The sequence below is a fragment of the Candidatus Methylomicrobium oryzae genome, from assembly GCF_016745425.1.
Taxonomy (GTDB): domain Bacteria; phylum Pseudomonadota; class Gammaproteobacteria; order Methylococcales; family Methylomonadaceae; genus Methylomicrobium; species Methylomicrobium oryzae.
Map to the genome: position 1 here is coordinate 143,805 of NZ_JAERVK010000010.1, position 24,259 is coordinate 168,063.

At 55.1% G+C, this 24,259-nt stretch carries 24 protein-coding genes, 1 tRNA gene and 1 pseudogene; 22 read left to right on the plus strand and 4 right to left on the minus strand.

Annotated elements, in window-relative coordinates; all coding sequences use genetic code 11:
- Positions 1-626 precede the first annotated feature (626 nt).
- The 18 genes from JJL52_RS12655 to JJL52_RS12740 all read left to right on the plus strand — a co-directional run bounded on the left by JJL52_RS12655 (position 627) and on the right by JJL52_RS12740 (position 16,821).
- Complete coding sequence (locus tag JJL52_RS12655; RefSeq protein WP_202052802.1) at positions 627-3,248, plus strand: PAS domain-containing protein; 2,622 nt, start codon at positions 627-629, stop codon at positions 3,246-3,248.
- A complete protein-coding gene (locus JJL52_RS12660; RefSeq protein WP_202052803.1) occupies positions 3,241-3,894 on the plus strand; it encodes a response regulator in 654 nt (217 codons plus the stop codon). Before JJL52_RS12655 ends, JJL52_RS12660 begins: the two co-directional genes overlap by 8 nt.
- 878 nt (positions 3,895-4,772) lie before the next feature.
- Positions 4,773-4,979 carry a type II toxin-antitoxin system HicB family antitoxin gene (locus JJL52_RS12665; protein ID WP_202052804.1) on the plus strand — a complete coding sequence of 69 codons (207 nt, stop codon included), beginning with the start codon at positions 4,773-4,775 and terminating at the stop codon, positions 4,977-4,979.
- Between the two features lie 69 nt (positions 4,980-5,048).
- Positions 5,049-5,285 carry a hypothetical protein gene (locus tag JJL52_RS12670; protein WP_202052805.1) on the plus strand — a complete coding sequence of 79 codons (237 nt, stop codon included), beginning with the start codon at positions 5,049-5,051 and terminating at the stop codon, positions 5,283-5,285.
- A gap of 152 nt (positions 5,286-5,437) precedes the next feature.
- Positions 5,438-6,484 (plus strand): GGDEF domain-containing protein, encoded by a 1,047-nt coding sequence (locus JJL52_RS12675; protein ID WP_202052809.1) that lies wholly within the window; start codon positions 5,438-5,440, stop codon positions 6,482-6,484.
- 71 nt (positions 6,485-6,555) lie between these two features.
- Positions 6,556-9,522, plus strand: coding sequence for a bifunctional diguanylate cyclase/phosphodiesterase (locus JJL52_RS12680; RefSeq protein WP_236994234.1), 2,967 nt, complete (start codon positions 6,556-6,558; stop codon positions 9,520-9,522).
- Positions 9,523-9,809: 287 nt separating this feature from the next.
- Entirely contained in the window at positions 9,810-11,024 is a 1,215-nt protein-coding gene (locus JJL52_RS12685) for a tyrosine-type recombinase/integrase (protein ID WP_202052811.1), read from the plus strand.
- The gene (locus tag JJL52_RS12690; RefSeq protein WP_202052813.1) at positions 11,021-11,263 is read left to right on the plus strand and encodes a hypothetical protein; all 243 of its coding nucleotides are present in this window, start codon (positions 11,021-11,023) and stop codon (positions 11,261-11,263) included. The genes JJL52_RS12685 and JJL52_RS12690 overlap by 4 nt, the downstream gene beginning before the upstream one ends.
- The gene (locus JJL52_RS12695; protein ID WP_202052814.1) at positions 11,250-11,612 is read left to right on the plus strand and encodes a type II toxin-antitoxin system VapC family toxin; all 363 of its coding nucleotides are present in this window, start codon (positions 11,250-11,252) and stop codon (positions 11,610-11,612) included. The genes JJL52_RS12690 and JJL52_RS12695 overlap by 14 nt, the downstream gene beginning before the upstream one ends.
- A gap of 100 nt (positions 11,613-11,712) precedes the next feature.
- On the plus strand, positions 11,713-12,327 hold the full coding sequence (locus JJL52_RS12700) for a hypothetical protein (protein ID WP_202052816.1): 615 nt from the start codon (positions 11,713-11,715) through the stop codon (positions 12,325-12,327).
- Between the two features lie 91 nt (positions 12,328-12,418).
- Positions 12,419-12,628, plus strand: coding sequence for a helix-turn-helix domain-containing protein (locus JJL52_RS12705; protein WP_202052818.1), 210 nt, complete (start codon positions 12,419-12,421; stop codon positions 12,626-12,628).
- Positions 12,629-12,742: 114 nt separating this feature from the next.
- Positions 12,743-13,159, plus strand: coding sequence for a CHC2 zinc finger domain-containing protein (locus JJL52_RS12710; protein WP_202052820.1), 417 nt, complete (start codon positions 12,743-12,745; stop codon positions 13,157-13,159).
- Positions 13,156-14,721: a YfjI family protein gene (locus tag JJL52_RS12715; protein ID WP_202052822.1), complete on the plus strand. Its 1,566-nt coding sequence runs from the start codon at positions 13,156-13,158 to the stop codon at positions 14,719-14,721. The genes JJL52_RS12710 and JJL52_RS12715 overlap by 4 nt, the downstream gene beginning before the upstream one ends.
- The gene (locus JJL52_RS12720) at positions 14,718-15,218 is read left to right on the plus strand and encodes a hypothetical protein (RefSeq protein WP_202052886.1); all 501 of its coding nucleotides are present in this window, start codon (positions 14,718-14,720) and stop codon (positions 15,216-15,218) included. Before JJL52_RS12715 ends, JJL52_RS12720 begins: the two co-directional genes overlap by 4 nt.
- A complete protein-coding gene (locus JJL52_RS12725; RefSeq protein WP_202052823.1) occupies positions 15,208-15,366 on the plus strand; it encodes a hypothetical protein in 159 nt (52 codons plus the stop codon). The genes JJL52_RS12720 and JJL52_RS12725 overlap by 11 nt, the downstream gene beginning before the upstream one ends.
- Positions 15,367-15,422: 56 nt before the next feature.
- Positions 15,423-15,824, plus strand: a complete 402-nt coding sequence (locus tag JJL52_RS12730; RefSeq protein WP_202052825.1) for a DUF5681 domain-containing protein — start codon at positions 15,423-15,425, stop codon at positions 15,822-15,824.
- Positions 15,821-16,024, plus strand: coding sequence for a hypothetical protein (locus JJL52_RS12735; RefSeq protein ID WP_202052827.1), 204 nt, complete (start codon positions 15,821-15,823; stop codon positions 16,022-16,024). Before JJL52_RS12730 ends, JJL52_RS12735 begins: the two co-directional genes overlap by 4 nt.
- 314 nt (positions 16,025-16,338) lie before the next feature.
- Positions 16,339-16,821, plus strand: coding sequence for a hypothetical protein (locus JJL52_RS12740; protein WP_202052829.1), 483 nt, complete (start codon positions 16,339-16,341; stop codon positions 16,819-16,821).
- A gap of 61 nt (positions 16,822-16,882) precedes the next feature.
- Here the strand turns inward: JJL52_RS12740 and JJL52_RS12745 are convergent, their stop codons facing one another.
- From JJL52_RS12745 to JJL52_RS12760, 4 genes are all read right to left on the minus strand, one after another.
- Complete coding sequence (locus JJL52_RS12745; protein WP_202052831.1) at positions 16,883-17,284, minus strand: hypothetical protein; 402 nt, start codon at positions 17,282-17,284, stop codon at positions 16,883-16,885.
- 50 nt (positions 17,285-17,334) lie between these two features.
- Entirely contained in the window at positions 17,335-17,769 is a 435-nt protein-coding gene (locus tag JJL52_RS12750) for a hypothetical protein (RefSeq protein WP_202052833.1), read from the minus strand.
- A 197-nt stretch (positions 17,770-17,966) separates the two neighbouring features.
- Positions 17,967-18,042 (minus strand) — tRNA-Thr (locus JJL52_RS12755).
- A gap of 54 nt (positions 18,043-18,096) precedes the next feature.
- The gene (locus JJL52_RS12760; protein WP_202052835.1) at positions 18,097-19,110 is read right to left on the minus strand and encodes a hydrolase; all 1,014 of its coding nucleotides are present in this window, start codon (positions 19,108-19,110) and stop codon (positions 18,097-18,099) included.
- Between the two features lie 268 nt (positions 19,111-19,378).
- Here JJL52_RS12760 and JJL52_RS12765 point away from each other — a divergent pair, with 268 nt between their 5' ends.
- From JJL52_RS12765 to JJL52_RS12780, 4 genes and pseudogenes are all read left to right on the plus strand, one after another.
- Positions 19,379-19,588: a hypothetical protein gene (locus tag JJL52_RS12765; protein WP_202052837.1), complete on the plus strand. Its 210-nt coding sequence runs from the start codon at positions 19,379-19,381 to the stop codon at positions 19,586-19,588.
- Positions 19,585-19,785: a hypothetical protein gene (locus tag JJL52_RS12770; protein WP_202052838.1), complete on the plus strand. Its 201-nt coding sequence runs from the start codon at positions 19,585-19,587 to the stop codon at positions 19,783-19,785. Before JJL52_RS12765 ends, JJL52_RS12770 begins: the two co-directional genes overlap by 4 nt.
- A 6-nt stretch (positions 19,786-19,791) precedes the next feature.
- Complete coding sequence (locus tag JJL52_RS12775) at positions 19,792-23,433, plus strand: hydantoinase B/oxoprolinase family protein (protein ID WP_202052840.1); 3,642 nt, start codon at positions 19,792-19,794, stop codon at positions 23,431-23,433.
- 223 nt (positions 23,434-23,656) lie between these two features.
- Positions 23,657-24,259, plus strand: a pseudogene (locus JJL52_RS12780) (hypothetical protein); the annotation flags it as partial.

The window sequence follows — 24,259 nt, forward strand, 5'->3', positions numbered from 1 at the left end:
CTTTGGTTTGTCGAGATGGCTTTACAATTTTCCCTCGAGTGCCTCCAGACGGATCTCAGCTTTAAGCCGCGCTTCCGCATACATTTCGTTAACGATCCACGCGAATAGCCGTTTGTCGCCAACGATGACCTCTCCAGGGAGCTATATGCCGAGATTCTGTCGGATAAACCCAGGCCGGTGCCGCCCGCTTTCTCGCTGAGAACGTGATTGCCCAGTTTCCGTATCAGGCCGATTACGCCTGTCCCCGACAATGGCAAGGAGCCCAAGGGCACAGCCGACCCTGCCTTTGGCAAAGCCGGCCAGCAACACGGTATCGGCCAGAAATTTGCCCGCGTCAATCGGCCTCAGACCCACGGGAAAGCCGAGCGGGTCATTCGCACCTGAATGGAGAGAGATACAGCCAACTGACCTTCAAAGGATACGGCTCATCGCCATATCGAGCTCACCCGATTTATTAACTTCTACTACAACGTGAAGCCGTATAAGCGTTTGAAGAATGTCACCCCTTATGAAATACTCACCGCTTATTTCAATCAGCCCTCGGTAAACCGCTCTGAGATTTCTTAAACTTAACATTATCAAAAGGTTAATATGAAACAGAACATCTACTGGATTGGACGTTAAGAATGGGTAAAAAAACCGGAGCCGCGAATTTCATTCGTCTTTTCCTAGCCATATTGATCCCGCTATTGGCGTTTGTGCTGCAATGGGTATTTTGGCCCGTCATTCAACCTTACGTCTGGTTTCTGTTCTATCCTGCGGTATTTCTGAGTTCCTGGATTGGTGGGCTCATAGGCGGATTGGCGGCTACTATCATTTCCGCGTTGCTCGTAGGGCACTACTTTATTATCCCGTCGTTTTCCTTCGCGTTGGAAAAGCTCTCCATGGGCCTTACTATGGAGGTGTTCATGACCATGGGTATCCTCTTCAGTCTGCTTCATGAGCGCAATCACAAAGCGAAGCGGCAGGTCGCCGAAGCACTGGCGGCTGGCCGCGAAGCCAACGAGCTGCTGCGTTTATTCATTGAACATGCGCCGGCGGCGATAGCCATGTTCGATACTAACATGTTTTATCTCGCCACCAGTGGCCGCTGGCGCTCTTACTATTGCCTAGACCAGACCCGTAGTCCGATCGGCCGCTCACATTACGAAGTCAATTACAACATTCCCGAGCGCTGGAAGGAGGTGCATCGACGTGCCCTAAAGGGCGAGGTCATTCGAGCCGAGGAAGACTTTTACCAACTCCTTGACGGTAGGGAGCAGTGGGTCAGATGGGAAGTGCGTCCGTGGCACACAGCGACAGACAAAATAGGCGGTATTTTGATCTTTGCCGAAGACATTACCGAGATCAAGCGGAGCGAGCAGGCGCTGCGCGAGAGCGAAAAGCGGTTGCGATTGATGCTGGAGGCGGCGAGGATCGGCGCATTTGACTGGAATCCCCAGACCGATGTGAGCGTCTGGACGCCGGAGTTGGAAGCGATGCATGGTCTGGCGCCCGGTGAATTCAGCCGGACGTATCCAACTTGGAAGCAATTGGTCCACCCCTGCGACCTCGACAGCATATTAGCCAAGACCGAGGAAACGCTGGCAACCGGCGCATCAGTCGAACACAAATGGCGGGTTGTCTGGCCCGACTCCAGCGTGCACTGGCTTGCCGGGCGGTTTCAGGCTTTCATGGATGCTGCCGGTAAGCCGTTGCGCGTGGCCGGCATGTGCATCGATATCACCGAACACAAGGCCGCCGAGACAGCGCTGCGTGAAAACGAAGATGCCTTGCGAGATAGCGAGCGGCGGTTTCGGCAGGTCGTGGAATCGCTTCCGCAGCTGGTATGGACCTGCACGCCGGAAGGACCTTGCGACTACCTTAGCCCCCAATGGGTGGCTTATACGGGCCTTCCCGAATCTGCTCAATTGGGCTACGCCTGGCTGGAGCAGCTTCATCCCGATGACCGCCCCCGAACTCTCGAACTGTGGCAGTTGGCGTCCCGCCGGGGCGACAGTTTCGCTGTCGAATTCCGGATTCGCCGGCACGACGGCGTTTACCGCTGGTTCAAAACCCTGGCAATTCCTCTGCGGGATGAGGCTGGCCGCATTATCAAATGGTTCGGCAGCAATACCGATATCGACGCGCGCAAACATGCCGAAGAGGCGCTATGCGAAAGCGAGGAGCGATTTCGGCTGGCCTGGAATGCTACCCGCGATGTCATTTGGGACTGGGACATCGTGTACGACTCTCAACGCTGGAGTGAAGCCAGTGCCGAAGTCTTCGGCTGGCGCGATGCCATCGACATGCCACAGACGGCCTCCTGGTGGCTTGATCGAGTACACTCCGATGATCGCCTCCGAATCACAGCGGATTTCCATGCCGTGCTTGAGGACCCGGCGCGCGATCACTGGGAAGGCGAATACCGCTTCCAACGCAGAGACGGCGACTATGCCAATGTGCTTGACCGGAGATTCGTGATCCGCGACAATCAGGGCAAGCCTGTCCGCATGATTGGCGCCATGCAGGACATTACCGACAGAAAACGGGCGGAGCTTGCACTGCAAGAAGCCAACCAGCGCCTGCGCGAACTGGCGGGTGCGTTGCAGGACGCCGAAGAAGCCGAGCGCAAGCACTTCGCGCGGGAGTTGCACGATGATTTGGGTCAGCATTTGCTGGCGCTCAGGATGGATCTCGTCGGGCTTGCCGGGCGGATTGAGCAGGAGTCACCCGCGTCACTGTCAGTCAAGCTCCACGATATGGAAAAACTCCTCAACGCTACCGTTCAATCGGTGCGAAGGATAATATCCGATTTGCGCCCGGCCATACTCGACGACTTGGGATTGAGCGCGGCACTCGAATGGCTGGTCGAAGATTTTGTACAGCGTTCGGGTATTTCCTGCTACGCTGAGATTGAGGAAGACGACATGGACATCGACGACAGACATGCCACAGCAGTCTTTCGAATCGCCCAGGAAGCGCTCACCAACATCTGGCGCCACGCCGGCGCAACGCAGGCGCGACTCAGCTTCAAGGCGCACGATCATTCCCTGGCGCTCACGATCGAGGATAACGGCAAGGGGATCAGCGATCAGGCGCAACAGAAGTTGCAGTCGTTCGGGCTTCGGGGCATGCGTGAGCGGGTGTCGCTGTTCGGCGGCACGCTCGCCGTCATCCGTAATGCCGAGGCCGGCACCCGGGTCGAAATTGCCTTGCCCTTATCAGAAAAAGCCAACCGCGCCGAAGAGGACCCCATCCATGATTAAGATTTTGATAGCCGATGATCACGCCGTGGTACGGCAGGGCCTCAAGCGAATTTTCGCCGATCATCCGGATTTGCAAGTGGCTGGCGAAGCGGAGAACGGCCACGAGGTCCTGGAGCAGATCAGGCAGACCGAATGGGACATCGTGCTGTTGGACATGGCCATGCCGGGGCGCAACGGACTCGAGCTCATCAAACAGGTCAAGACCGAGCGGCCTAGGCTCCCGATCCTCGTGTTCAGCATGAATCAGGCGAGCCAATATGCCGTGCGGACACTCAAAATCGGCGCCTCGGGCTATCTGACTAAAGACAGTCCCCCAGCCGAATTGGTCGCCGCGATCCGCAAGGTCGCTCAGGGCGGGCGCTATGTCCCCCCGAACGTTGCGGAAAAGCTGGCCGAGCAGGTACTCGCGGCTCATGAAGGTCTGCCGCACGAACGACTCTCCGATCGCGAATACCAGATCTTTGAACTGTTGGTTTCCGGCAAGGGCATTTCCCTGATCGCCGCGACACTCTGTTTAAGCATCAAGACCGTCAGCACACATAAGATCCATATCCTAGAGAAGATGGACATGAGCAATACCGCGGAATTAATTCGTTACGCCATCCGGCACCGGCTCGCAAGCGCATGCGCGGACGAGGATTGCTGAGCCGAGCCGGGCTTGCGAATTGATCGGCAGCACGATGATTCCAGCATAGAAGCAAAGGATTATTCCCCCCCCAAAAAATCAGGCCCTTCCGATACTTGCGTGCCTGGTCCGTGCCGAAAAAAGGACGACGGCCGGCGCAGCGCGCTCGTTCGACCGACGCCGATCAAGAAAATCTGGCCCTCCTGACCATGCTCGATGCCATGCAGATGGGTGTTCTGTTTGTCAACAGCAAGCACTGGGGCAATTCATTGAAATCCCCGCCTTCGATCGAATCTGGCGCCCCCGCGGGCGGCAGAGCGGATCGTGCTGACAGTGAGCCAGTCCGTTTCCCGTAGCGTCTCCTTTTCCGTTTCGTGAAAGGCGGTCTACCTCGATCGGTCTGACGGCCGAGGACGAACGATCAATCCCCGTTGAGATCGAGGCCGGTGACGGTCCGTTCTGTCATAAAGAGTTGGTACGCATGTTTGCGGCTGTCGCACGCAGCTACCGGCGGCACGCTCTACTGTCCTTCGATTTCGAAGGGTTCAAAAAAATCAACGACACTCGGTGAATCGAAAGTCTAGGCATAGGATTATTCCTACCTAAAAATCAGACCTTTCTTATACGACGGTGTAACCGGCTGTGCGACACTTTTTGGGAGCCATAAATTAAAAGAAAAGCAAAAGGTCAGTAAAAGGGGGGGCAATAATGCAATTTAATAAACGTGTTGACCACATGACTCTCTATGCCTATCCAAGGCAGGAGCTGAAAGTCGCGGATTCAGAATGTAGGAAAGTCGGCTTCACGAGTATGGCTGCCGCTACGGCCAGCGAGAGAGTCAGGCTTTTTGTTTTTCCGGCAAAATTGTTTTTTGTAAAGTATTGAATATGCAGTATATCGTGATTTTAGAAGCCAGCTTCAAAGGGATTACCGCATATAGCCCGGATATCCCTGCCTGTACCGTGACCTGTTTGAACGAGAAGGAAGCCAAAGAAGCGCTGACAAAAGAGTTGAGAAAGTACCTGAGAGCGCAGAAAGCCAAAGGAGCTGCGATGCCTCCACGCTATTGCAAAGCCGAATACATCGAGATTCTCGAGGAGGATTAAGCCTCAGGGCTTGCCTCTCGGGGCGCTGATATCGTCTTCCCATCCAGGATCCCTTTGAGAAAGTTATTTGTGGATAACCTGTCCAGCGAGGCGACCGACGCAAGCAGCCTGTTCGTCGAGTTCGGCTGCGGCGAGAGCTTCGTCTTCGATATCAGCATGGGCTGCCAGTTTAACTACACCGTCATGCAAGCCCAGAGCTCGAAGATGTGCAAGATTTTCCTGATGCTCCTGCATGGCGACCACGCCAGCGACCTGAGCTATACGATTGATAAGGCAAGGGTAAAACCCGACAGTGTAAGGAGATGATTTTGCCGTTAGCGCGGAAGAATAGTCCGGCATGACCCAAGCTTCATGGCTAGTCCTTTTATTAGGGGATCGTTTTAAGTAAAAAATTAAATTTAATCCGGCCCGTTCAACCGCGGTCCGAGATTTAATTCTTGCCAAATTTGCCTTTAACTATGACAAATAACATATCTTTTTTACCGTCCTACGATGCCCCGCTGGAACAACACAAGGAATACCTGCGCCAATGCGTGCCGTTGATGGTCAAGCACAGCGTCCCGCCGGATCCGATCAATTATGCGATCTGGTATGAGTATGTGGCCGGGCGCAATGTGCCGTTGCGGCTGGAGCTCGATGCGCTGGTCCGTTCTAAAACCCCTTTTGATGCCGATACCAGCCTCAGGCTGTATAAGACGTACATTTGCCATGCCTCGGTGGACTCGTTCGAAAAGATCAATGGGCAACTGCAACGGCTCGTCAATCAAGCCGCCCAGGCCGTCAGCCTGACCAGCGAACAGGCGGCGGTGACCGGCGATCACTTGGCCGAGCAGTCCCAAACCCTGGCGGCTGCCGCGCAGCAAGTGGGGCTGCAAACCATTTTGTCCGAAATCATCCAGGAAACCAAACAGCTGGCCCAAACCAGCCAGGCGCTGAAGACCCGGCTCGATCAGACCCATCAGGAAATGGCGCAGCTGCGCAACGAGCTGGCGCAGGTACGGGAGATTGCTAAAATCGATGCCCTGACCGGGCTGTTGAATCGGCGGGCCTTCGACCAGGCCTTAAAAACCTTCGTCACGAAGCCCGCTGTTCAACCGGGGTGCCTGGTATTGCTGGACCTGGATCATTTCAAACGGATCAACGATACCCACGGCCATTTGGTCGGCGACAAGGTGCTGCGTTTTTTCTCTTCCTTGCTGCAAAAATATGCGGCCGGGCATCACCGTGTCGCCCGTTACGGAGGCGAGGAGTTGGCCATCATCATGCCGGAAACGCCACTGGCCGAAGCGCTGACCATCGCCGAGCAGATCCGCAGCGTGATGGAGACGAGCCGCTTGAAGCATAACGGCAGTCTCGATGCCTTGGGCAAGGTCACGGTGTCCTCGGGCATTGCCGTCCGGCAGCCCGGCGATACGCCCGAAAGCCTGATCGACCGGGCCGATGCGGCCCTGTACCGCGCCAAGGCGGCCGGCCGCAATAGGATTGTGGCGCAAGAGGCACCTTAACTGGACAGGGCTTATATACAGATGCAGAGGGATGCGCAAAGACATGCTCCTACAGGTGGGAGAGTCGGCCGATGGCCTTGAAACGCTTAAGCCTGTATCCGGAAATCAGTCGGCCGTTTTTCCTGATGGCAAGTTACTTTGTTGCCGGTTGGGGAGGGCTAAAACTGCCCTTCCTTGGTACCCATATTACGCTCGTTTGGCTGCCTACTGGGATTGCGGTGGCTGCCTTAGTACGCTGGGGACGATCCCTGTGGCCCGCCATTTATCTTGGCGCCTTGGGGGTCAATTTATGCATTGGTTCCACCTGGCTGTTGGCGGCCGCCATTGCGGTCGGCAACACCGCCGGCCCGCTGGTGGCGGCGGATTTGCTTAAACGGTTTGGCTTTCATTCGACCTTCGATCGCCGAAAAGACGTGGCTTTGCTTGTCATAGCGGCCGCCATAGGGATGAGCCTTCCCGCATTCGGCGGCGTGACGAGTCTTTATCTAAACGAATTGGTTGCGATTGACGGCGTGAGTTTTGCAATACTCTCGTGGTGGCTGGGCGACACCGTTGGCGTTTTGCTGGCCGCGCCGTTTTTGCTGACGCTGACCCGGGACAACCTGCGCCATTTGAGTCGTGCCCGCGTCGAATTACTCTGTTGGATGTTGCTGGCCACGACGATTGCCTGGTTCGCCCTGGTTCACGATTACGGGAATAACGGACAGTCTTTACCGTTGGCGTTTCTGACCCTGCCTCTGCTGACGTGGTCTGGGCTGCGTTTCGGTAATACGGGGGCGGCCTTGGCCGGCTTGGGGTTTTCCCTGTTTGCCGCTTGGGGTACCGCCATGGGTCAAGGCGGCTTTATCTTGTCCGATATGCGCATCAGTTTATTTCTGCTGTGGGCCTATATGGCAACCACAGTCTTGACCGGGTTGCTGATTACGGCATTGCAGGCCGAAAGGCTCAAGATCGAAAAGGAACTGCGTCTCAGCACGGAATGCTTGAAGGATGCCCAGCAGATCGCCAATATCGGCAGCTGGCGGCTGGATCTGGTGACCAACGAACTAAGCTGGAGCGATGAGGTTTTTCGCTTGTTCGAGATTGACCCGAGGCAATTTTCAGCGAACTATGAAGCGTTTTTGAATGCGGTTCATCCTGACGACCGTGAGGCAGTCTATCGGGCGTATAACGAATCGCTCGCCCAGCGCACGCCTTATGAAATCACTCACCGCCTGCTCATGCGCGATGGCCGCATCAAGTGGGTATGCGAGCGTTGCCGAACTGATTATGATGCGAGCGGAAAGCCATTATATTCTCAGGGCACGGTGCAGGACGTCACCGAACAAAAACAGGCCGAATATCAGCTGCGCATTGCGGCTACCGTGTTCGAATCCCAGGAGGGGATGGTGGTGACGGATGCTTTCCACAAGATCCTGAAAGTCAATAAAGCCTTTACGGAAATGACCGGTTACTCGGCTAAAGAAGTGCTCGGCAGGCATCCGCGTTTCCTCCGTTCTAACCGCCATGGCCTCGATTTTTATACTTCCATGAGGAAAACCATCCATAGGATGGGCATGTGGAAAGGCGAAGTCTGGAATCGCCGTAAAAATGGCGAAGTGTATCCCGATTATCTGACGATTACCGCGGTGAAAGATCCGAACGGCCGCGTGACCCATTTTGTCTGCACGCATCTGGATATTACCCTGCACAAAGCGGCGGCCGAAGAAATCGAGCGATTGGCTTTCTACGACCCTCTCACGCGTCTGCCCAACCGACGACTGTTGCAAAACCAGTTAAAGACCGCGTTAGCGATAAGTCATCGTCACGGCCGAAAAGGGGCGCTGCTATTTATTGATCTGGATCATTTTAAAAACCTCAACGATTCTTTGGGACATGCGATGGGCGACTTGTTATTGCAGCAGGTCGCCGAACGGTTAATGGCTTGTGTCCGTGAAGGCGATACCGTCGCTCGGCTAGGAGGCGATGAGTTCGTCGTCATGATTCAGAATCTCAGTGAGACCCCCTTTGAAGCAGCGAAACAGGCGGAAATAATCGGCCATAAGATTCAGGCTTCCCTGAATAAGCCGTTCCAGTTGGGCTTACATGCCTATATTTGTACATCCAGTATCGGCGTCACGCTCTTTAATGGGCAGCATGACCGGGACGTTGACGAGTTGCTGAAACAGGCCGACATTGCGATGTATCAAGCGAAAACGTCAGGACGAAATGCCTTGCGCTTTTTTAATCCCCGAATGCAAGACGCTATAAATGCTCGGTTTTCACTCGAAGATGATCTCCGTAAGGCGTTGGATTATCGGCAATTCCAACTGCATTATCAGCTTCAGGTTGATAATGAGGGACAGGTAGTAGGGGCCGAAGCCCTGCTTCGATGGCATCATCTCGAACGGGGCATGATATCGCCGGCTGAATTCATTCCTCTAGCGGAAGAGACGGGGTTGATTTTGCCGATCGGGCGGTGGGTCATCGAGATGGCATGTGCCCAGCTTCAGTTATGGCAGAATTCCCCGCTGACCCGCGGATTGGAATTGTCGATCAATGTGAGTGCCAGGCAATTTTTTCAAGCGGATTTTGTGGAGGAAGTCCGGTCAGCGATCCGGAAACATGCGATCAATCCCAGGCTGCTCAAGCTAGAGCTCACTGAAAGTCTCCTCATAAAAAATATCGAAGAGACCGTCGCCACGATGACGGCATTAGGAAAAATGGGCATACATTTTTCTTTAGATGACTTTGGCACGGGCTATTCCTCGTTGCAATACTTGAAACAATTGCCGCTGAATCAACTGAAGATCGACCAGTCCTTTGTCCGGGATATCGCCACGAATAACGATGACCAGGCGATTGTGCGCACCATCATCGCGATGGCCTCAAGCCTGAAACTCAGCGTGATTGCCGAAGGGGTCGAAACGGAAGAGCAACGAGACTTTTTGTTAAGGAGCGGTTGCTCTCATTTTCAAGGGTATCTGTTCGGCCAGCCCCTGCCGATTACACAATTCGAGGCTGGGTTAGCTGGGTTAAAGCAGATAATATCGGGTTAGTCACAAAAGATAGTTTGAGGCTAGACGGCAGCGATCCATCACCCTTTTCTAGAGTATTTTATTGATTTTATGGAGCCAATGGCGGGATTCGAACCCGCGACCTACTGATTACGAATTCTAAAGTCCGCTATTTTCTACTGATTGCTTAACCTTAACGAAGCTTTACAAACCAATACGTTCAGCCTATCATAGCCTTAACGGGGTTACACGAAATTTACTCAAATTTGCTCTATTGTGTAACCCCGGCGTAACCCCGGCATCATTTTGTAACCCCAGAAGGCGGCGATATGGCAGAGAAGAAAATCAATTTCACCAAGGCGGTTCTCGATGCCTTGCCATTACCCGACGCAGGCAAGCGCGACACCTACCACGACCTGAAAACCAGCGGCCTACAGTTGCGCGTTACCAGTAACGGGGTAAAGACCTTTTCGCTTTTCCGGCGAGTAAAGAATGGCAGTCCCGAGCGTGTAACCCTGGGGCGATACCCCGACATGACTCCTGAGCAGGCCAGAAATGAGTCGGTCAGGCTGAACGGACTGTTGGTACAAGGCATCAACCCCAACACCGACGCCAGAGCCTTAAAGACCGAAACCACCCTGCAAGAGCTGTTCGACGAATTTCTGAAACACCGACGTAATAAGCGCGGCGCGTTCCTGTCCGAGGTAACCAAGCGCAGTTACCGATACGACTTCGCTCTGTATCTGGAGAAATGGGGTAAGCGCAAACTGTCGCAGTTCAAGGACACCGACTTCAGCAAATTACACGCCGATATCGGCAAGGAGCATCCGACCACGGCGAACCGAGTCATTGCGATGGCGTCGAGCCTGTTCGGCTATGCCGCCGAGCGCAAATTGTTCAAAGGCGCGAATCCGGCGCAGGGGATCAAGAAGTTTCCCGAAACCAAGCGCGATCGCTTTCTGCAATCGGACGAGTTGCCCGCGTTTTTCAAGGCGCTGGCCGAAGAACCGAACGACACTTTTCGCGATTATTTTCTGATTGCGCTGCTGACCGGAGCACGGCGGTCGAATGTTCTGGAAATGGCGTGGAGCCAGATCAATCTGGAGCGGGCCGAGTGGCGCATCCCGACCACCAAAAACGGCGAACCTCAGACTGTTACCCTGTCCCCGGAAGCTGTCGAAATCCTGCGTAATCGGCAAGGCTGTCATGCGGTATGGGTTTTTCCCGGCGCCGGCGCGACCGGCCACATCGTTGAACCCAAAAAGGCATGGGCTAGAGTTCTGGATCGGGCCGGGCTTGATAACCTACGGATTCACGACCTACGCCGCACGCTGGGGAGCTGGCAGGCCAAGACCGGCGCATCCCTGGCGATTGTCGGCAAGAGCCTTAACCACAAGTCGCCATCGACCACGGCCATTTATGCCCGGCTGGACCTTGATCCGGTTCGGGAATCGGTCGAGCGGGCCACCGGCGCCATGCTGGCGGCCGGCGGCTTGAAAGCATCGGGCGAGATCATTCCCATTAACAAGAGGAAACAAGCATGATGACTTTAGAGTTAGACGACGAAACTGCCATACTCTTGGCGCAACTGGCCAAACAGGAGCATATCGGGGCGGTGCAGTTGGTCAAGAAGGCCCTGGAAGAACATGCAACCGCCATGCGAAACGCGGCACAACCCAAGGATGAATTTTTGACGGAATTTATCAAGACCCTTCCCGATTTGCCATCCTTCCAAGGCGATCCAGTGGACATTCAAAAGGCGATGCGGGATGAGTGGGATTAAGTATCTGTTCGACACCAATGTCATTCTGGGAATGTACCGGAAGGACGCCGCTATTCTGCAGCTATGCGCGACCAAGGCAATCACATTGCCTGAATGCGCCTACAGCGCCATAACGCGCATGGAGTTGCTTGGATTCCCTGGAATCACATTAGAGGAAGAACGCGCTATTCATAACCTGCTGGAGCGAATGACGCATTTAAGCCTGACGCCAATGATCGAGGATTTGACGATTCAAATCCGGCGACAACACCGCTTAAAGCTGCCCGACGCAATCATTGCCGCGACCGCTAAAGCGCATAGCCTGGCATTGCTGACGCTGGACAAGGAACTGGCGGCCAAGGCGGTTTAACCCTTTTGACCGGATAGGCCGACGGGCTGACAAGGCGGATTCATCACCCGCTTTCCGGTTAATCCCTGCGTGATGATTGCACTTTGATGGAGTGTTGCTAATGCTATTTGGCGAACCCAGCCATGAACCAATGTGGCCGCCTAGACCTGGCTTATTGATAACCCTGGCTCCAGAATACGTCAGAGGTATAAATTTTAATGAACAAGAGAATTGGAGCATTGAAGAATGGCGAGCTTATGCGCGTTATCTTGAAGAAAAAGGCCAGCAATTTATTGCTGAGTTGAAAAGAGAACGAGACGTTGCGCGAATTGCACTTACCATAAAAGAACGGAAGGCCAGTCGCAGGAAGAAGAAAAAGTACGAGTCACCCAAGGATGAGATGATTGACATATTAACCGCTAGGACAATATCCCATCAACGCGGGGGGCTGCTTACCGCACTCTTTTCTGATGCCCCATTAATAAACGGGGCCTCTGCTTATTCAATAAAACCCAAACGCGGCCGGCCGAAAAGCGAGAATTTACAGTCCGTGAAATACGCGCGGCTTGTCCTGCGAAAGAAAGCAGAGCTTGAAACCCAAGGAAATCGGTCGACCGATGAACAAGCATTGGAGGCGGTTTGTGAAGACTTGAACCTGTCCAGAATGCAAAGACAATTGGTTATGAGCAGGAAGAAAACGATATTCAACAACATCCCCAAACTGCGCCGATCCTGATAATTAAGCAAAGGTCAGGTTTTCGTTTTTATGGGAAAACTTGACCGCTAGAGTAGCGCCATTGTTTAACTAAACCAAGCAGGTTTTAACGATGACGCAACCAGCACAATCAACACTTTTCCCACCTAAGCAAGCGGCTGATTATTTGGGCGTTTCTGTCGGAACGCTAGAAGTCTGGCGCTGCACTAAGCGATACCCTTTGCCCTATGTGAAAGTCGGGCGACTGGTGAAATATCGCCAAGCCGATCTTGATGCCTTCCTGGAGTCGCGCACTGTTGGCGCGGATTCCGACACGCAATAAAAAACCCCGAGCCTATAACCATAGGCCGGGGTTCCTGATCAAAACCGCAAATTCAACGCATTGAAATTATAACGGTTTTTGATGACGGATGCACCGGCAAACAGGAATTTTGCCATGATTGAAAAACTGATTACCCGACTCGATGGAGTCAAAAATATGGGCCATGGTAGATATACCGCGAAATGCCCAGCACACCCTGATAAATCGCCATCCCTGACCGTGGCCGAGAAAGAAGGCTGCGTTATTTTTCACTGTTTTGCAGGGTGCCCACCTGCCGATGTTCTAGCCGCCGTGGGCCTGACGTTTGCAGACCTTTATCCCGAGAATCCGAGTTATCACAAAGGCCAGAGATCGGCAGCGTTCAACGCTTATGATGTACTCAAATGCTTGGCGCGTGAGGCCGGGATCGTGACACTTGCGGCGGCTCAGGTATCGACCGGTCACCCGTTGACCGCGGCAGACGCCGACCGCGTGGCGCTGGCGCATGAGCGTTTGCGCGATGCGGCGCTGTTGATGGGGATTCGGCTATGACGGAATATGTTTCTGGCATTGAACAATACTTCGACCAAACCCAAGCGAAGAGCGAAAAGGGCGACAAATGGCAGGCGCCGCAACCCTTGCCGGAAGGCTTGCCGCCGGTTGCCACTTTCGATTTCGCCCTGTTGCCGGGCACGCTACAGCCTTGGGTTCAAGATATTTGCGAGCGGGTACAGTGCGCACCCGATTACGTGGGCGTAGCTGTCGTGACGGCCTTGGGTTCGGTCATTGGGCGCAAGCTGGGGATCCGGCCGCAAACCCAAACCGATTGGACGGTTACGCCGAACCAATGGGGCCTTGTAGTTGGGCGGCCTGGCGTGTTGAAAAGCCCGGCAATGGAAGCGGCACTTTCCCCGCTCAAGCGTTTGGCTGCTGAAGCAACCAAGGCGCATGAAGCGGAAATGGCCGATTACAAGGCGCGGGCGACATTGTTCAAGTTGCAGCAGGAAAGCGCGGCGGCCGACGTAAAAAAGAAACTGGCAAAAGGCGGCGCTACCGAAATGGAATTGTTGTGCACGCTGCACGTAGAAGAACCCGATTTACCGGCCTTGCGGCGCTATATCGCCAACGATACGACGGCGGCGGCGCTGGGCGAGCTGCACCGGCAGAACCCTAACGGCTTGCTGGTCTACCGTGATGAATTGGTTTCGCTGCTCAAATCTCTGGATCGGGAAGACAACGCCGAGGCACGCGGCTTTTACCTGACCGGCTGGAATGGCGATAGCGCCTATACGTTCGACCGGATTACGCGCGGCTTCAACCTGCATATTCCCGCCGTCTGTTTGTCGCTACTGGGATCGACGCAGCCGGGGCGGATTGCCGATTACATCCGGCAGGCAGTGCGCGGAGGATCGGGCGACGATGGCTTGATTCAGCGCTTCGGCTTGTTGGTTTGGCCGGACAACGGCAGCGACTGGAAAAATGTTGACCGCTGGCCGGACAGCACCGCCAAAAACGAAGCCTTCCGCGTATTTGAACGGCTGGACCGTTTCGAGCCGATGACCATCGGCGCGGCGCAGGATACCGATTACAACGGCGAACCGGACGGCCTACCTTACTTGCGCTTCGATGAAGACGGACACGGCCTGTTCTTGGAATGGCGCACCGATCTTGAGGCCAAGTTACGCGGCGGCGATCTTCACCCAGCGATGGAATCCCACCTTGCCAAATACCGCAAGCTGGTTCCGGGCCTGGCGTTGATCCTGCATCTTGCCGATGGCGGCACCGGGCCGGTTTCAGAACGGGCGACGCTGCAAGCCCTAGCATGGGCGGAATATCTGGAAACGCACGCGCTACGGGCCTATGCCAGCGTGACGACTCCAGAAATATCGGCAGCGAAGGCGATCATTCAGCGCTTACGTAAGGGCGATCTGGCTAAGTCTTTTTCAAGCCGCGACGTATGGCGGCCGGGCTGGGCGATGCTATCGGATCGGGAACAAGTGGCGGACGCCTTGCGGCTGTTGGTTGAGTTGGACTGGATCAGCGAAACCCGGAAAGAAACCGGAGGACGCACCGCGACGGTCTACGCCGCCAATCCAAGAGGGCTTGCCGTATGAGCTACCTTGACCGATTGAAAGACCAAAATTCAGAAAAACAAGCAACTAAGGCACTGTCAAAACTGCCAAAAGCCCCTTATGACAGTTTTGGCAGTAGCCAAATAGCTCATTTTTCCGAAAACACAATGTCTTCAAGCACCGATACCGTGCCAGCGATCGACGACCGGCAACATTGCCGGGAGTGTATGAATCTTCGGAACAGCTGCTGCATCCGCCAACGGTTCCGGCCGGTCGATGACATTCCAAGACGTTGCGAGGATTTCATGGGCTATCCGGCACCCACGGAGCCGCCAAAACTGCCAAAAGGCCGCATGGTGAGCGAAGCCGCCCACAACGCCACCGGTCATTACTTCAAATGGCTGATAACCCGGCAGGACGGCACACAGTTCTATTCATGCCAGATACCAAGGATGACCCTGCACGAAATCCGCATCCAATACTACGACGCAGCCGCCATCGAGCCAGTCGAAAACGAGGGCTATTCCAATGACGAATGATCTTGAGAAAAAACATGAAGAAGAGCTTTGGGCAATGTGGGGCAATTACATCACCGCCGCCGGCCGGATCAAGAAAGAGATCGATAGACGGCAACGGATACCACCGTTCAAGCGTCCGGGATTCAAAAAGCCCCAGCACAGCCGGTAAAATGAACAGTGTTTAATTAGCAGCATCGAATGCTGAAAAAGGAGGAGTAAAACACCATGCCATCACCCCGATTCAAATCTGGCATTTCTGGCAATCCAGCAGGAAGACCAGCCGGAAAAACCCCTGGCGCACAGATTCGCAAGGCCATCGAAAAGCGTAAGGATGAGATTCTGCAGGCCGTAATCGAGGCGGCCATTGCTGGGGACATGCAAGCCTGCACGATGCTGCTCGACCGGATCACACCGCCCTTGAAGCCGGTCGCCGCGCAAATCGCGCTATCGGTGCCGGATGGGGCGGGATTGTCGGAACAAGGCGCAGCGGTCGTTACAGCGGCGCTGTCTGGGCAGATTCCACCGGATATTGGCAGCCAGCTCATTACCGCGCTGGCGGCGCAGTCGAAAATCATTGAGATCGACCAATTAATCAAACGGGTGGAAGCCCTGGAGCAAAAGAAATGAGCATCAAAACAAGACTAGAAAAACTGGAGCAGCTGCAGCACACGAGATTGCCGACCGCCGGCCGCGTGATCGTCGAAGCCCACGAAGCCGGCCAAGCGGCAGCGCGATGGCTGGCGGAAAATCCGGGGAAGCCACTGCCTGACCTATTGGTCGTTCGCGAGATCATGGACCCACCGACGGCGGCGCTTGGGTCGATGTGATATGTAACGTCAAGCCTGCCAAATTTTATTGACACACAAGCTCAAGCAGAGCTATTCTTTCCTGGCGGTCCCTGTTGGCCGCCGGGAATCTCACCCCGCTTTAATCAACAAGATGCCGGCGCATCTGATGCGCTATTTTTTTGCCTATCGGTTTTACGGTACGGGATACCTGTATCGTTTGCATGATGGTGGGTTGGTACAGGCCGCCTTCGGGCGGGCCGTTTCCTTGTTGAGCGGTAGTGAGATCCTGTATCAGTCCACCGCCCAATCTCACAGGCGGCGGTCTTCTCAGCTATCAACAAGGAGCCATCCCAATGACCACCCCAACCAATCCTTTCCCGCATCGTTTCGACACGACGCAAGCCTACGATCCCGTTCATGTTAAGGCTCCCGCCAGACGGGACTATAAGCCCGAAGTCAAACCCTTATCTCTTTCCGAACTGCCATTTGTCTATCGACCCAAACGCGGCGCCAAGAACGCCAGCAATTGGTGCGTTACGCCGATAGATGACTACGGCCTGGCGTGCGAAATTGGCCGGGAATACGCCGCACACTTCGCCCAATACATGAAAGATAACCCGTGCCTGGTCGGCTCGAACGTCCTGGGCTACATCATTGAAGACATCGACTTCAAGGACAACTCGGATGCGAAGGGCTACTGGGTAGGATTCTTTTCGCACTTGGAGCGCCTGATCTATGCTCAAGCTCAGCGTATGGACGTGTTTGCAGACGTGGATCGGGTCAACGCCTCCTATGCCGAAGTCGTGGGTAAGGCAAGGGCGAAGCCGAAAGATTGACCAAGCGCTACACCAACGAAGCCCGGCAAGTCCGGGCTTTTTTGTATCAATGATAGAAGGGCTACTGCTTAAAACTTCTCACTACGTATTTTTCAATTTTGCTTGACGGCTCAATTTCGGTTGATCCAACGAACCTATCTCCAAAGTCTACCCAAACTTTCAAAAAGTAGACTTCCCCTTTTTCAAAAGTGAAGTTTGAGATTTGTCTAATAAGTCCTGCATCCGCATACAATTGATGCTTGCCTGGATTTACTTTTATCTTAAGCGGTTTTTCGGATGTGACTGTGCCTTGTAATTGGTTGTCGACATAGACCTTAAATTCGTCATTAATCCCCTGTTCGTGATAGATAACTAAAGTCGACTCGTCGTCTGATAACGGAGTGGCATCAACAGGAACGGTTATTATTGTGCTGCAGCCAACCAATAATGAGAGAATCACTGAAAGAAAAATTATCTTATGCATTGTAACCTGCCTTTTTAGGGAAGTCAGGGCAACCCCAGTTTTTTTATACCTTAACTGATCCGTTTACCGATCATTTTGCCCACGTCATAACACTGATTATTGCCAAGGCCAGCGCTCAAATAAGTCCCGGCCAGAGTTTTTGCGTACCCATACTTATCGAGATTTATAGTGCCGATCATTTCAGCATGATTGTTGTTGTCGGCATAAAAAAAAGCATCAAAAGACAATTGGTTCAAACCGATAAATGATACCTTCAAATCGGCCACAAAATCGGGCGTTGCTTTTACAGCATCAAAGAAAACTGACGCAGATGATTCGGTATCAAAGCGAATGAAAAACTTTCTGCTGTTCGAGCGGTTTAGCTTGAGCGGACGAAGCCCTGGGCAATACTCTGTGCCCGAGATAATCGTAAGCGCAAAGGTTTCGCCAGTAGCATACGCATTCCCCGCAATCGCAAATATCAGCACAGCCAGTAACTTTTTCATAACGCCCGTCCTTCGTTGATTTGAAAGCGGCGAGTTTAGCATAGGATGAGGATAGCGATAAAATCACCCTGGCGGATCGGGAGCGGCGGCGGTTGAATCTGGATCAGTCAAAAGGCTTTGCTAAATCTGGAGTGTAACCCCGGCGTAACCCCAAATATCAATAAGGGTTAGGGTTATTGTATAACTTATTGATTTTATGGAGCCAATGGCGGGATTCGAACCCGCGACCTACTGATTACGAATCAGTTGCTCTACCGACTGAGCTACATCGGCTTGGTGAAGGGGCTTTTGAAGAGCTGCATATTAAACCATAGATGGTGCTTTATTTTAAGCCCTTTCTGCAAGATTTTTATCGAGATGCAGCGCTAAAAACTCCGGGATCCTTTGTTCCAGCCAGTAGCGTGGCCGGAAAGGGTAGGCGCCGGTAACGAAGCCGACATGGCCGCCGTTTTGGGCGATTTCCAGATGGACGCTGGGCGACAGCTCATGTGCTTCGGGCAGCACTTCGAGAGTCATGAAGGGATCGTCGGCGGCTTGGATGACTAAAGTCGGCACCGCGATCGACTTGAGAAACTGACGGGAACTGGACCGCTGGTAGTAGTCGTGTACGTCGCGGTAGCCGTGCAGCCTTGCGACGACGATATCGTCGTATTGCCAGAACGAGTCGATTTCGGCGAGGTTGCCGAGCTGTCTGATTTTTTCGGCTTCCGCCTCGATCCCGAGCGTTTCCAGATGCTGCAGTTTCAAGCGGACGTACTGCTTGAGCTCGCTTAGCAGATTTCCACGGTAAATTTTCGAAAATCCCCGGTCGAGTTTACTCGCGCAGACGCTCAGCACCAGCGGCACCGAAACCGCAATCGCAGCGAACAGGCTGAGACGGTCGCTCTGTTCGCCGAGCCATTTCAGCAGCACGTTCCCCCCCAGCGAAAACCCGATCGCGGCCATCGGAGTTTCCGGTTCGCGCTCGCGCAGGGTCCGGTAAAGGAAATGGATGTCTTCGGTTTCGCCGGAATGGTAGCAGCGCGCCAGGCGGTTCGATTCGCCGCTGCAGCCGCGGAAATTCAGCGCGACGGTGCGCAGGCCCATTTTCGCCAGGGTGTGCTGCAAGCCCTTGATGTAGCCGGACTCCGAGCTGCCGGTTAGACCGTGCAGCAGGATCACGATCGGTTGCCCGGTTTCGCCGCAGTGATCGATATCGAGAAAATCGTTATCCGGCGTGGTTAAGCGTTCCCGGCGCAACGCGCGGGGCGGTTTAGTCGTCCGGAAATAAGCCGGGAAGATCGTTTGCAGATGGGCATTTTTCAGCCACCAGGCCGGTTTGAAGGAACTGTGAATGATCATTCGAGGGACTTATGAAGCTGATGAGGTAGTTAGACAGGCCGATGCGGAAACCGGGGGATTTGAACAGTAGGCCTTCACACATTCTTCTGCGCCAAGCCCGCTTAAGCTAATTCCCTAGACCTCTTTCCAAACCTGCCGTGAATTTTCGTATTCTATCGGCTTGGCCTGGCGGTTGCCGTTTCGTTTCTTTGCAAAATTGTCGCACGGCCTTTGCATTGAGGATAAACTCTGCCGACAACATGCTCTTAAATCGATAAGGAGGCGATATATGATGATGAATATACCCAATATTTTCCAGGTTTTCATTCTGGGACTCTTTCTGTTCCTGCCGGTTTGCCTGATCTATCGCAAGGCCGGTTTTCATCCCGCTTGGGCCGCGTTGGTGTTTTTGCCGGTTTTCGGCATGCTGCTGGTTTTTCTCCAGTTGGCGCTTTTGCCGTGGCCCAATCGCCGCAGCGAGCTGGAGCGTAAATTATGACCTTGCTATTTTATATTCTGTTGCCGATCTATGTCGGATTTTGTCTTTGGCTGGGTTTCCGGATCATCCGGAAAGCCGGTTTCGACGGTTGGTGGACCTTGATGCTGCTGCTTCCGGTCGTCAATATCGTAATGATTTGGGTCTTCGCTTTCATGCGCTGGCCGGCTTTAAGAGAAGATGTCAAACAGGACTTGTAATACGGGATGAGACGCTGGCAATTCTGGATAGATCGGGGCGGCACGTTTACCGACCTGGTGGCCTTGAGCCCGGAAGGGCATATCGTGACTCGCAAACTGCTGTCGGAAAATCCCGAACGTTACCGGGATGCGGCGTTGCAGGGTATCCGGGAGATCTTGCGGTTGCCTGCCGGGGAACCGTTGGCGGAGTTCGTCGACTGCGTCAAAATGGGCACCACGGTCGGCACCAATGCCTTGCTCGAACGCAAAGGTGCGAGGGTCGCTTTGGCGATCACGCGCGGCTTGAAGGATTGTCTGAGGATCGGCTATCAGAACAGGCCGGACATTTTTGCGCTGAACATCTGCCTTCCCGAGCAATTGTACGAGACGGCGGTCGAGATCGATGCGCGGGTGACCGCGCACGGCGAAGTACTTAAGGCGCTGGATGCCGAACAAACGGGGCGGCAGTTGCAGGCCTTGTACGATCAGGGTTACCGGGTGCTGGCAATCGTGCTGATGCACGCTTGGCGCTACCCCGAACACGAACGGCTATTGGCTGGGATTGCCCGCCAAATCGGCTTTACGCAGGTGTCGGTTTCGCACGAAGGCAGTCCGCTGATGAAGATCGTCAGCCGGGGCGATACGACGGTAGTCGATGCGTATTTATCGCCATTGCTCAAACATTATGTGTCCCAGGTCGCCGAAGATTTGAGTAATCCGAAGAGTTATCCAGGAAGGGAAGGGCTCCAAGTCGGCAAATCGACAGCGGAGAAGGGAGGTCAGCCGCGCCTGATGTTCATGCAGTCGAACGGCGGGCTAACCAAGGCGCATGCGTTTCAAGGCAAGGATTGTATTCTTTCAGGACCGGCCGGCGGCATCGTTGGAGCAGCAGCGGTAGCCGAACGGGCGGGCTTCGGCAAAATCATCGCCTTCGACATGGGCGGCACCTCGACCGATGTCGCGCATTATGCGGGCGAACTGGAGCGCAGTTTCGAAACCGAGGTGGCCGGAATCCGGATGCGCGCGCCGATGATGGCGATCCATACGGTCGCGGCGGGCGGCGGCTCGATTCTGCACTTTGACGGGATACGGTACCGCGTCGGCCCGGAGTCGGCGGGCGCGAACCCCGGCCCAGCCTGTTACCGGCGCGGCGGGCCGTTGACCGTGACCGATGCGAATCTGCTGCTCGGCAAGCTGCCGCTGTTTCCGAGTGTTTTCGGCCCGAACGGCGATTTGCCGCCGGATGCCGAAAGGGTCCGGGAACTGTTCGGCGGCTTGACCGAACGTACCAATGCACAAACCGGCGATGCGAGCAGCCTCGAGCAGGTTGCCGAAGGCTTTGTGGACATCGCGGTCGAAAATATGGCGGCGGCCATCAAAAAAATCTCGGTGCAGAGAGGCTACAATGTCGCCGAATACACCCTGTGCTGCTACGGCGCGGCGGGCGGACAGCATGCCTGCAAGATTGCTGATCGTCTCGGCATGCAGACCGTGCTGCTGCATCCTCTGGCCGGGGTGTTGTCGGCTTACGGGATGGGGCTGGCCGATTTCCGAGTACTGAAGGAGCAGGCGCTGGAATTGCCCTGGGATGAGGTTTCAGAGGCTATTTTGCATGCCCGGCTGCAGGGGCTTGAAGAACAGGGCAGACAGGCGCTGAACGCGCAGGGCGTGGGTGATTTGCAGGTGCGAACCGTACGGCGTCTGCTGTTGCGCTTCCAGGGCACCGATACGAGTCTTCCGGTCGATGTTGCCGATAAGGCGGTGATGCTTGAGGATTTCAAACGGAAATACCGCCAACGTTTCGGGTTTTGCTATGAAGACCGCCCCTTGCTGGTCGAGACTGCGCTGGTGGAGTGTATCGGCAGCGAGGCATATGTGCTCGGCGCCGATGCCGTTCAGGCCGGAGGCAGTGGCCTTCCCGAGTCATTTACCTCGATGTTCAGCCACGGCCAATGGCATCGGACGCCGGTTTTTCACAGAGATAGTCTGCGGATTTCCGAATCTATCGACGGCCCTGCGATCATCGTCGAGCCGACCTCGACGATCGTGATCGAGCCCGGTTGGCGAGGCGAATTGCGCCAAGACGGCAATCTTCTGTTGAGCCGCGTGCAGCCGATCACGCGAGCTTATGCGACAGGTACCCGCGCCGATCCGGTGCTGCTTGAAATCTTTAACAAACTGTTCATGTCGATCGCCGAACAGATGGGATTCGTGCTGCAAAACACCGCGCATTCGGTCAACATCAAAGAGCGCCTGGATTTTTCCTGTGCGCTGTTCGACGCGGAGGGGCGGTTGATTGCAAACGCGCCGCACATTCCGGTGCATCTGGGCTCGATGGGCGAAAGCGTGCAGGCGTTGCTTCGGCGGCATCGGGACGACTGGAAGCCCGGCGATGTGTATTTGCTCAACTCACCGTACGCGGGCGGAACTCATCTGCCGGACATTACCGTGGTGACGCCGGTGTTTGCGCCGGGCGGTGAAGAATTGCTGTTCTTCACCGCCTCGCGCGGACATCATGCCGACATCGGCGGTATCTCACCGGGATCGATGCCCGCGCACAGTCGCCTCATCGAGGAGGAAGGCGTCTGCAGCGAAGGGTTCAAAATCGTCGAGCAAGGCCGTTTCCGGGAAGCCGAGCTGCGTGCTTGGCTGAGTTCCGGCACCTATCCGGCGCGCAATCCGGAACAGAATCTTGCCGACCTGCAGGCGCAGATTGCGGCGAACGAAAAAGGGGCGCACGAACTGCTGCAGATGGTCGAACATTATTCGCTGCCGGTCGTGCAGGCCTATATGCGCTATGTGCAGGACAATGCCGAAGCTTGTGTGCGCGCAGTGCTGGAAAAGCTGCCCGGCGGCTCGTTCGAACAGGTCATGGACGACGGCGCGAAGATCCGAGTAGAAATCAGCATCGATCGCGAGCAGCGCCGGGCGCGAATCGATTTTTCCGGCACTTCCGAACAACTCGCGAGCAATTTCAATGCGCCGGCGGCGGTGTGCAAGGCGGCCGTCCTGTACGTGTTCAGGACCCTGGTGCAGGACGATATCCCGTTGAATGCAGGCTGCCTGAAGCCGCTCGACATCATGATACCGGAAGGGTCGCTATTGAATCCGAGTTATCCGGCTGCGGTGGTCGCAGGGAATGTCGAAACCTCGCAGATGATCGTTGATACGCTGTACGGCGCATTAGGCGTTTTGGCCGCGTCGCAGGGTACGATGAACAATTTCACGTTCGGCAACGGCCGCTACCAGTATTACGAAACGATCTGCGGGGGCGCCGGTGCGGGCCGGGGCTTCGACGGTTGTTCGGCGGTGCACACCCACATGACCAACTCGCGCATCACCGATCAGGAAGTGCTGGAATGGCGTTTCCCTGTGCTACTGAATGAGTTTTCGATTCGCGAACACAGTGGCGGCGAGGGACGTTGGCGGGGAGGGGACGGCGCGGTGCGCCGGATCCGGTTCCTGGAGCCGATGACCGCAGGGATTCTATCCGGCCGCCGAAGGGCGGCGCCTTTCGGCCTCGACGGCGGTAAGGCCGGAATGCCCGGCGTCAATCGCGTGATCCGCCGCGAGGGGACGATTGAAGTCGTTCCGGGCTGCGCCCAAATCGAAATGGCATCGGGAGATCAGTTTCAAATCGAAACCCCGGGCGGAGGTGGATGCGGTTAGCGAAGGGCTGGGCGGTGGAGTGGAAAAGGGAAGAGTGTATCGAAGAATCGGCTTGAGTCATATGAAAATGGCTGTTCGGCTTCAATCCCAGAACCCTGGGACTTAGGATTGCCGAACGAATCCCCCGACCGCGCAAGGCAAGCTTTACCCGTGAATAGGTTTAGCATATGATTACACTGATTTGCTCTTTAATTATTAAAATAAAAGAAAGGTAACCTTAAACATGGCAAAAAATTTACTAGAACAGTTTCTTGATTTTGCGACAAGTAAACTGACCGGGCCGATAGGCAATGACATTTATATAAAGGAAGAAATGGAAGTGAATACTGGATTAACCGGCGTAGCAAGATATCTGGCCAAACAAGAGCAGGCGGCGCAAGCTGCGGCGGCGCTGACCGGCGTGGAAAAATATCTCGCTCGACAAGCCGCTGTCGCCAAACCGGCCGAGGCTCCGTCCGCTGCCGAAGCGGAAACGGCCGCCGCTCCGGTGGCGCAGGAACCGGCCGCGCCCATGTCGCGGGTAGCGCGCTATCTGGCCAGCCAGGAAGCGGCCGCCAAGCCGGCGGAAGCGGCAGCCGAGCCCGAGGCAAAAGCCGCTGAGCCTGTGGCTCCGGTTCAAGAGGCGGCGCCCATGTCGCGGGTGGCGAAATACTTGGCCAGCCAGGCGGCTGCGGCGAAGGCGGCCGTTGCCGAAGCGGTGGCCGCTCCGGCAGCGCCGGCTCCGGTGGCGCAGGAACCGGCCGCGCCCATGTCGCGGGTAGCGCGCTATCTGGCCAGCCAGGAAGCGGCCGCCAAGCCGGCGGAAGCGGCAGCCGAGCCCGAGGCA